9 protein-coding genes are annotated in these 7,065 nt (G+C 64.1%); 5 read left to right on the plus strand and 4 right to left on the minus strand.

The genetic code is table 11. The features are described from left to right. On the plus strand, positions 1-1,697 hold a 1,697-nt coding region (locus AC1D0P_RS18900), incomplete at its 5' end, for a M48 family metallopeptidase (RefSeq protein ID WP_477678164.1). Positions 1,698-1,750: 53 nt separating this feature from the next. Here AC1D0P_RS18900 and AC1D0P_RS18905 read toward each other — a convergent pair. Beyond that, positions 1,751-2,629: a helix-turn-helix transcriptional regulator gene (locus tag AC1D0P_RS18905; RefSeq protein WP_477678165.1), complete on the minus strand. Its 879-nt coding sequence runs from the start codon at positions 2,627-2,629 to the stop codon at positions 1,751-1,753. Positions 2,630-2,706: 77 nt separating this feature from the next. On the opposite strand from AC1D0P_RS18905, the gene AC1D0P_RS18910 reads away from it, so the two are divergent. Beyond that, positions 2,707-3,597 carry an SDR family oxidoreductase gene (locus tag AC1D0P_RS18910; protein ID WP_477678166.1) on the plus strand — a complete coding sequence of 297 codons (891 nt, stop codon included), beginning with the start codon at positions 2,707-2,709 and terminating at the stop codon, positions 3,595-3,597. A gap of 73 nt (positions 3,598-3,670) precedes the next feature. After that, the gene (locus AC1D0P_RS18915) at positions 3,671-4,276 is read left to right on the plus strand and encodes a DUF938 domain-containing protein (RefSeq protein ID WP_477678167.1); all 606 of its coding nucleotides are present in this window, start codon (positions 3,671-3,673) and stop codon (positions 4,274-4,276) included. Here the strand turns inward: AC1D0P_RS18915 and AC1D0P_RS18920 are convergent. From AC1D0P_RS18920 to AC1D0P_RS18930, 3 genes are read right to left on the minus strand one after another with little or no spacing between them, the layout of a single operon-like run. Continuing rightward, positions 4,273-4,623: a DUF2200 domain-containing protein gene (locus tag AC1D0P_RS18920; RefSeq protein ID WP_477678168.1), complete on the minus strand. Its 351-nt coding sequence runs from the start codon at positions 4,621-4,623 to the stop codon at positions 4,273-4,275. The genes AC1D0P_RS18915 and AC1D0P_RS18920 overlap by 4 nt on opposite strands. Positions 4,624-4,645: 22 nt before the next feature. Continuing rightward, on the minus strand, positions 4,646-5,002 hold the full coding sequence (locus AC1D0P_RS18925) for an ArsR/SmtB family transcription factor (RefSeq protein WP_477678169.1): 357 nt from the start codon (positions 5,000-5,002) through the stop codon (positions 4,646-4,648). Continuing rightward, positions 4,986-5,456, minus strand: a complete 471-nt coding sequence (locus AC1D0P_RS18930; protein WP_477678170.1) for an SRPBCC family protein — start codon at positions 5,454-5,456, stop codon at positions 4,986-4,988. The genes AC1D0P_RS18925 and AC1D0P_RS18930 overlap by 17 nt, the downstream gene beginning before the upstream one ends. A 284-nt stretch (positions 5,457-5,740) precedes the next feature. Here AC1D0P_RS18930 and AC1D0P_RS18935 point away from each other — a divergent pair, with 284 nt between their 5' ends. Both AC1D0P_RS18935 and AC1D0P_RS18940 read left to right on the plus strand, forming a co-directional pair. Beyond that, the gene (locus AC1D0P_RS18935) at positions 5,741-5,959 is read left to right on the plus strand and encodes a hypothetical protein (RefSeq protein ID WP_477678171.1); all 219 of its coding nucleotides are present in this window, start codon (positions 5,741-5,743) and stop codon (positions 5,957-5,959) included. A gap of 7 nt (positions 5,960-5,966) precedes the next feature. Further along, the gene (locus AC1D0P_RS18940) at positions 5,967-6,845 is read left to right on the plus strand and encodes a peptidoglycan DD-metalloendopeptidase family protein (RefSeq protein WP_477678172.1); all 879 of its coding nucleotides are present in this window, start codon (positions 5,967-5,969) and stop codon (positions 6,843-6,845) included. The last annotated feature ends 220 nt before the right edge of the window (positions 6,846-7,065 follow it).

Below are 7,065 nucleotides of genomic sequence, written 5' to 3' on the forward strand. Positions count from 1 at the left end.
CGCCGGCGCAGAAGGCGGACGAGATTGCGTTTTACGACACGCACAGGCTGTCGATGGCCTGCGCCGCCACCGGACCGGAGAACCAGGTCTTTCACGACAAGGTGTGCAGCGCGTATTCCATGCACTGGTGGTTTCACTGGGCCGAGCGTGCCGCCTTCTGGACCTTGATCCTCGGAGCCGCGCTGCTGGTGGCGGCCGGCGTGCTGGGCGCGCTGGCCTTTGTCAACCGCGGCCTGCGCTATGCAAGCTTTGTGGCGGGCTGGCGGCTCATGACGGTTTCAAGTGCGGTGGAGGTCACCTTGCAAAGCGCCATGCTGGTGTGGCTTTCATTCTGGCTCACGGCTTATTTCTGGCACAGCTACTACATCAAGCTGGTCGGCCTGGCCGGCATCATGGCGGCCCTGGCGGTTTTTTATGCCATCTACACGCTGTTCAAAAAATTGCCGTCGGGCAGCACCATTGAAGGCGAGCTGCTGCTTGAGGCCGACGCCCCGCGCCTGTGGGACCGCATTCGCCAACTCGCGGGCCGCGTCAAGACATCCCCGCCGGACCAGATCATTGCGGGTATCGACAACAACTTTTTTGTGACCGAGGCACCCTGCACGGTGGCCGGGCAGACCCTGACGGGCCGCACGCTGTTTGTGAGCATTCCGCTGCTGCGGGTGCTGGACACCACCGAGGCCGATGCTGTGCTGGCGCACGAGCTGGCCCACCTGGGCGGCGGCGACACGCGCAGCAGCGCGGCGCTGGGCCCCAAGCTCAACCAGTTTGACCTCTACACCTGGCAAATGCGCAGCGGCGGGTTGACCATCGTGGCCCACTACCTGCTGCGCCTGTACCGCATGGTGTTTGAGTTTGCGCTGGCACGCGACAGCCGCGAGCGCGAGTACACCGCCGACCGTGTGGCCGCGAAGCTGACGGCGCCGCAGTCCATCGTGCAATCGCTGATCAAGATCTCGGCGTATTCCAGCTACCGCAACACGGTGGAACGCAAGCTGTTTGAGCAAGAGCAGCAACACACCGGGGCGCTGGGCATTGCCGGCTTTGTGGCTGAAGGCCTGCACCCTTATGCCAGCTCGGACGAGTTTGTGACGGCCATGAAAACCGCCGCCGTGCCGCACCCTTACGACACGCACCCGCCGCTGGTGGAACGCATGCGCAATGTGAACCACAAGGTGGCGGAAGACAGCTACGGCGCCATCGTGACCACYGTGCCCCAAGCCACCTGGGCCGATGAAATATCGACCGCCGCCGCCATCGAGCAGCGGCTGTGGACAGACTACGAGCAGCGTTTTGCCGCCGCGCATGAGCAAAGCCTGGCCTACCGCTATGAGCCGGCCACCGAAGAAGAGCGCGCCGTCGTGCTGCGCTACTTTCCGCCGGTATCGTTTGACCTTGGCAAGGACAAGCGCATTGACATCAGCTATGAAGGCCTGCATGCCACGGCAGACGACGGCGTGCCGCTGTCATGGGACGAGGTCAAGGGCATGACATTCAACAACAGCAGTTTTGGCAACACGCTCACCGTCACGCACTTCGACAAGGGCATGCTGGGCGCGCGCACCAGCACGATCAAGCTCAAGGGCCTGGGCAAGCAGGAAGATCACTTCAAGGCGGTGCTGGGGAGCTACTGGCAGCGCCACCAGATCATGCGGGCGCAGCAAAAAGCCCGCGCCGCTGAAACCGAAACGGCCTGAAACGCGCGTGTGATTGAAGAGCCGGCGAAAGCCGGCTGGCGCTTCACCGGCTTTCAGCGCTTTTCTTTTTTCAAGCGCCCGGCCTTGTTCGCCATCAACAAGGCCACCCCGTCCGCATCCGCCTCCGTCACGGGCGTGAACACAATCATGCTGAGCCCGGCCGCACTGTCGACCGGGAAGGACTGGTATTCGAGCGTGATGGGCCCGGCTGGCGGGCGCTCGATTTTTTTGACGCCGACGTAGTGGCTGCTGGTTTCGTTGTCGGCCCACAGCCGGCGAAAGTCCTTGCTGCCGGCCTGCAGCTCTTCGGCCAACGCGGCCGCTTCGGGGCTGTCACCGGCCCGCGCCGCATCGACGCGAAAGGCGGCCATGGCAAAGCGCGCTTGGGCCTCCCAGTCGGGCATGCCGCGCATAACCGGGTCGGTGAACAGGCGCCTGAGCAGGTTGCGCCCGCCGGGCGGCTGCGCGGCGTAGTCGCTCAGCACCGCTGCCGCTGCGGCATTCCAGGCCACGATGTCCCAGGCCAACGTCTTCACGACAGCGGGGCTGGTGGGCATGCCGTCGAGCACGCGCTGCAGGGCGGGCGGGACGGCAGCTGATGCTGTCGGCTTGAGCGGCGGCGGCCGCTGCTGGGCCAGCAAAAACATGAACTCGCGGTCGGCCCGGTCCAGCGCCAGCGCGCCGGCCAGCCGCTCGAGCACCTCGTCAGACGGCGGGCCGCCGCGGCCCTGCTCCAGCCAAGTGTACCAGGTGACGCTCACATGGGCGCGCGTGGCGACTTCTTCACGCCGCAGGCCGGGTGTGCGGCGGCGGCTGTCGGCGCCCGCCGCGGGCGGCAGGCGCGCGCGGCGATCGCGCAGGAAAGCGCCCAGCGTGAGAGGCACCGCTTGTAAAGGCTGTGTTGTAAGGGTCGTCAGGGTGTTAGTGCTCATACCTGTATACGCTCACGGCTTTTGCGAATGGAGGTGGCGACGCAAGATGCGGGCTCATTGATTTTCAGGAGTTCAGTATGCGTGTTTTCTTGACCGGAGCCACAGGCTTCATCGGCTCAGCCATTGTGCAGGAGCTGCTTTCCGCGGGCCACGTGGTGCTGGGCCTGGCGCGCAGCGATGCGGCGGCCGATGCACTGGCGCGGCTCAGTGTGCAGGCCCATCGCGGTGAACTGGCCGACACCGCCGGCCTGGCCGCCGCTGCCAGGGCCTGCGACGGTGTGATCCACACCGCTTTCATTCATGACTTTTCGGCACATGCCGCTGCCGCCGAGACAGACCGCCAGGCCGTCACGGCCATGCTGGGCGCGCTTGAAGGCTCGGGTAAACCGCTGGTGGCAACATCGGTCACCGTGCTGGCGGCGCACGCCCACCCGGCGACGGAGGACATACCCGTGCCTGAAGCCTCGCCCAACCCGCGTGCGAAAGCGGAGGCCATGGTGCTGGCCTCGGCCGGCCGGGGGGTGCGCGCCAGCGTGGTGCGGCTGCCGCCCTCGGTGCACGGCGCGGGCGACTATGGTTTTGTGCCCATGCTGGTGCGCATTGCGCGCAGCAAGGGTGTGTCTGCCTACATCGGCGAGGGCATGAACCGCTGGCCGGCGGTGCACCGGCTGGACGCGGCCCGCCTCTTCAGGCTGGCGCTGGAGAGCGCTTTGCCCGGTGCGCGCTTGCATGCCGTGGCCGAAGAGGGCCTCACGCTGCGCGCGATTGCCGAGGCCATAGGCGCGGGGCTGGGTGTGCCTGCGCGCGGCATCGCGGCCGATGAAGCGCAAGGCCATTTCGACTGGCTGGCACGCTTTGTGGCTATCGACAACCCGAGTTCGAGCGCCCTCACCCGCGCTTCTCTGGGATGGCAGCCACGGGAAGCGGACTTGCTGGCGGACATGCGGGACGGTGGCTATTTCAGCTGACGCCAGCTGAGAGTCAGTTGTGATTAGTTGAAACCAGTTGAGATCGGCAGGGGTGTGCGGTTTAATCACACCCATGCCAAGCCCGAACTTCAGCCCCGCAGCAGACCGCAACAAGCAAGCCATCTTCGACGTCCTGCGCAAGGTCTTGCCGGGGCAAGGCAGCGCACTCGAAATCGCCTCCGGCACAGGCCAGCACGTCGCCTGGTTTGCGGCGGGCCTGCCGCAATGGACCTGGCAACCCACCGATGCGATACCGGCCGCACTGGGCTCGATCTCGGCCTGGGTGGCCGAGCAAGGATTGTCCAATGTGCGCACTCCCCTTGTGCTCGACGTCATGGCGTCCAAATGGCTGCCTGACGATGCCAGGTTTGACCTGGTCTACTGCGCCAATATGCTGCACATCTCACCCTGGGCGACCTGTGCCGCGCTGATGCAAGGCAGCGTGCGCCACCTCGCGGCCAGCGGTGTGCTGGTGAGCTATGGGCCTTACCTGGAAGACGACGTGCCGACTTCGGAAGGCAACCTGTCGTTTGACCAAAGCCTGCGCGCGCAAGACCCGGCCTGGGGAATCCGCCGCAGGGAAGACGTCGAGCAGGAAGCGATGCGGGCCGGCCTGCGCCTGAAAGCGCGGCATGCGATGCCGGCGAACAATCTGTTGCTGGTGTGGGGCCGGGCTTAGGCCCGCAGGATTTTTTCCATCGCCTTGCCTTTTGCAAGCTCATCAATGAGCTTGTCCAGGTAGCGTATTTTTTGCATCAGCGGGTCTTCGACCTCTTCGACGCGGACACCGCAGACCACGCCTTTAATCAGCGAGGCATTCGGGTGCATGGCCGGAGCCTGGGCGAAGAAAGTTTCGAAGTCGTTTTGCTGCTTTATTTGCCGATCCAGTCCCTTTTGGTCATAACCCGTCAGCCAGCAAATGATCTGGTCGACTTCTTCCTTGCTGCGGCCTTTGCGTTCGGCTTTGTGAACCAGCATCGGATAGACCTTGGCGAATGCCATCGAGAAAATCTTGTGTGCGGCCATTGTTGTTTCTCCTGTGGATGGCCTAGGCCTCCAGCGACGCTTTCAGGCGGCCCAGCGCCTGGTCCCACTGCTGGGCGATCAGGTCCAGCGAGCGGCGGGCTTCGTCGAGTTGCTGCGGATCAAACTGCCACAAGCGCTCGCGCCCGACCTTGACGTGGTGCACCAGGCCCGCATCGGCCAGTACGTGCAGGTGTTTGGTCACGGCCTGGCGGGTGATGTCGGTGGTGGACGTTAATTGGGCTATCGACACGGCCCCGCCCACGCAGAGCACGGCCACCAGGCGCAAGCGGGTTTCGTCGCCCAGGGCGGCGAAGACGCCTGCGGGGCCGGGCTGGGGCGGGGTTTCGCGGGTCCGGGCAGGCTTACTGGGTGGTGACATATTTCTGGATATTAACCAGCTGGCCTTCCCAGCCGCCGGTGTTCATGCGGATCGCATCTGCGCGGCGGGCCGCCGGTATCTTGTCAAAGCCTGATTCGACCACGGTCAGCAGCGTGCCCTCGCCCGTGCCTTTGAGCGTGAACTCCACCAGGGTTGTGGGCTCTTTTGAATAGTCGACGGCCGGGTCTACCGCATAGGGGTGCCAGCGGTAAGAAAACAGTTTTTCCGGCTCTATGCGCTCAATCAAGGCGTCGAACATCACGTGCCGATAGCCCTCAATGGTGATCTGGCCTTGCACCTGCTGGCCGGCGACGAACTTTTTTCCCTTGAGCGCCGCGCCGAACCAGTTGCCGAACTCCTCGGCATTGGTCAGTGCGCGCCATACCTGTGAAACAGGGGCATTGATCAAAGTGCTGCGTTCAATACGGTCCGTGGATGAAGTGGATGAAGTCATATGCAATCTCCTTGTTGCATGAATTGTGCACGGGCAAATACCGTAATGCAACCATTTGATTGCATTAATTTGAAACCGTTTTCAACACCGTTCCGTCAAATGCAAGCAGATGCCATGCCCTCACCACATGGCGAAAATTGCATGCTAAATGCCTCATCGGCGACTGCGCCAAGCACTCTTCAAAGTGGTGTTCGCCTACACGGTTTGGCCCGCGCTGCGTGTCAAATAGGGGTGTCCGGCGTTTACCGCCCATCGCCCTTCGCCTAACCCTGCAGGAGACAGCCATGCCCCAGTTCGCCATGATTACCGGTGACGTGACTTACACACCGGGTGACGGTACGCCGATTGAAATCCCGCGCGTGCGCATTGAAGTCGCGCTGGAGCCCGACAGCGCCACGCTGAGCTGGGACGCCGGCGACGGCGTGCGCGCCGTGACGGCCATTCCGCGCATCCAGTTCGACKACTATGTGAACGAAGGAAAAATCACCATGACGCCGCAATAATGGCGCCATGCATTCCCTTCTTTCACGCGCCCCCATCCCTTTATCCCTGACCCGCCGCTCGGCGCTGCTCGCCGCCACAGGCTGGCTGGCCTTGCCGGCCTCGGGCCTGGCCGAAACGCCCTCCTCCGCCATCTGGCCGCGCGCCTCGCAGGTGCCCGGCGGCGTGGCGCTGCTGCCGCTGGGCGCGGCGGCGCAGCGGCCGGCCGCCCATGCCGGCGAGGTCCCCCTGCTGGTGCTGGGCGATGCGAGGGAATGGACGGCGCTGGTAGGCATTGCGCTGTCGGCCCTGCCCGGCGAGGCCAGCATCACGGTGCAGGCCGCGGACGGCAGCCGGCGCGACATCGCCTACACGATAGCGCCCAAGCACTACAGCGAGCAGCAACTCAAGGTCGAGCCCCGCACGGTGGACCTGTCGCCCGAAGACCTGGCGCGCTACGAACGCGAGCGCGCGCACCAGGAAGGCGTGATGGCGATTTTCAGCGAACCCTTGCCGCAGGGCTCCTTGCGCATGCGCGTGCCGGTGCCGGGAAGGCGATCAAGTTCCTTCGGCCTGCGCCGCATCTTCAACGGCCAGCCACGCAACCCGCACAGCGGCATGGACATCGCAGCCGCCACCGGCACACCTGTTGTGTCGCCGCTGCCGGCGCGGGTGATTGATACCGGGGACTATTTTTTCAATGGCAACACGGTTTGGCTGGATCATGGGGGTGGACTTTTGAGTATGGTTTGCCATCTGAGTGCGGTTGATGTGAAGGTTGGGGATCTGCTCAAGACTGGCGAGCGGCTGGGGGCTGTGGGGGCGACTGGTCGGGTGACCGGGCCTCATTTGCATTGGGGCGTTATGCTGAACCGTTGCATGGTTGATCCGGCTTTGTTCCTGGTTTGAGGTTGGTTTCTGCTTCCGGCGGCGCGCCCTCTGCATGGGTTTGCTGGCCGGGGTTGCCGGCAGCAACTCACTTTTCTTTGCTTCGCCAAAGAAAAGTAAGCAAAAGAAAGGCGACCCGCAGTCTGGGTCCCTACGCTTCGCTTCGGGCAACCTGCGGTGCTCGACTACGGCGGGGTCTCGCGCAAACTCGCCTTCGGCTCAGACAAGCGCGATCCCTGAT

It is taken from the genome of Polaromonas sp. P1_G2 (assembly GCF_056405515.1).

Bases quoted from the DNA above. Each gene is read 5' to 3' on its own strand.
- AC1D0P_RS18905 (WP_477678165.1), bottom strand. From the start codon at position 2,629: ATGAGCACTAACACCCTGACGACCCTTACAACACAGCCTTTACAAGCG.
- AC1D0P_RS18910 (WP_477678166.1), top strand. From the start codon at position 2,707: ATGCGTGTTTTCTTGACCGGAGCCACAGGCTTCATCGGCTCAGCCATT.
- AC1D0P_RS18915 (WP_477678167.1), top strand. From the start codon at position 3,671: ATGCCAAGCCCGAACTTCAGCCCCGCAGCAGACCGCAACAAGCAAGCC.
- AC1D0P_RS18920 (WP_477678168.1), bottom strand. From the start codon at position 4,623: ATGGCCGCACACAAGATTTTCTCGATGGCATTCGCCAAGGTCTATCCG.
- AC1D0P_RS18925 (WP_477678169.1), bottom strand. From the start codon at position 5,002: ATGTCACCACCCAGTAAGCCTGCCCGGACCCGCGAAACCCCGCCCCAG.
- AC1D0P_RS18930 (WP_477678170.1), bottom strand. From the start codon at position 5,456: ATGACTTCATCCACTTCATCCACGGACCGTATTGAACGCAGCACTTTG.
- AC1D0P_RS18940 (WP_477678172.1), top strand. From the start codon at position 5,967: ATGCATTCCCTTCTTTCACGCGCCCCCATCCCTTTATCCCTGACCCGC.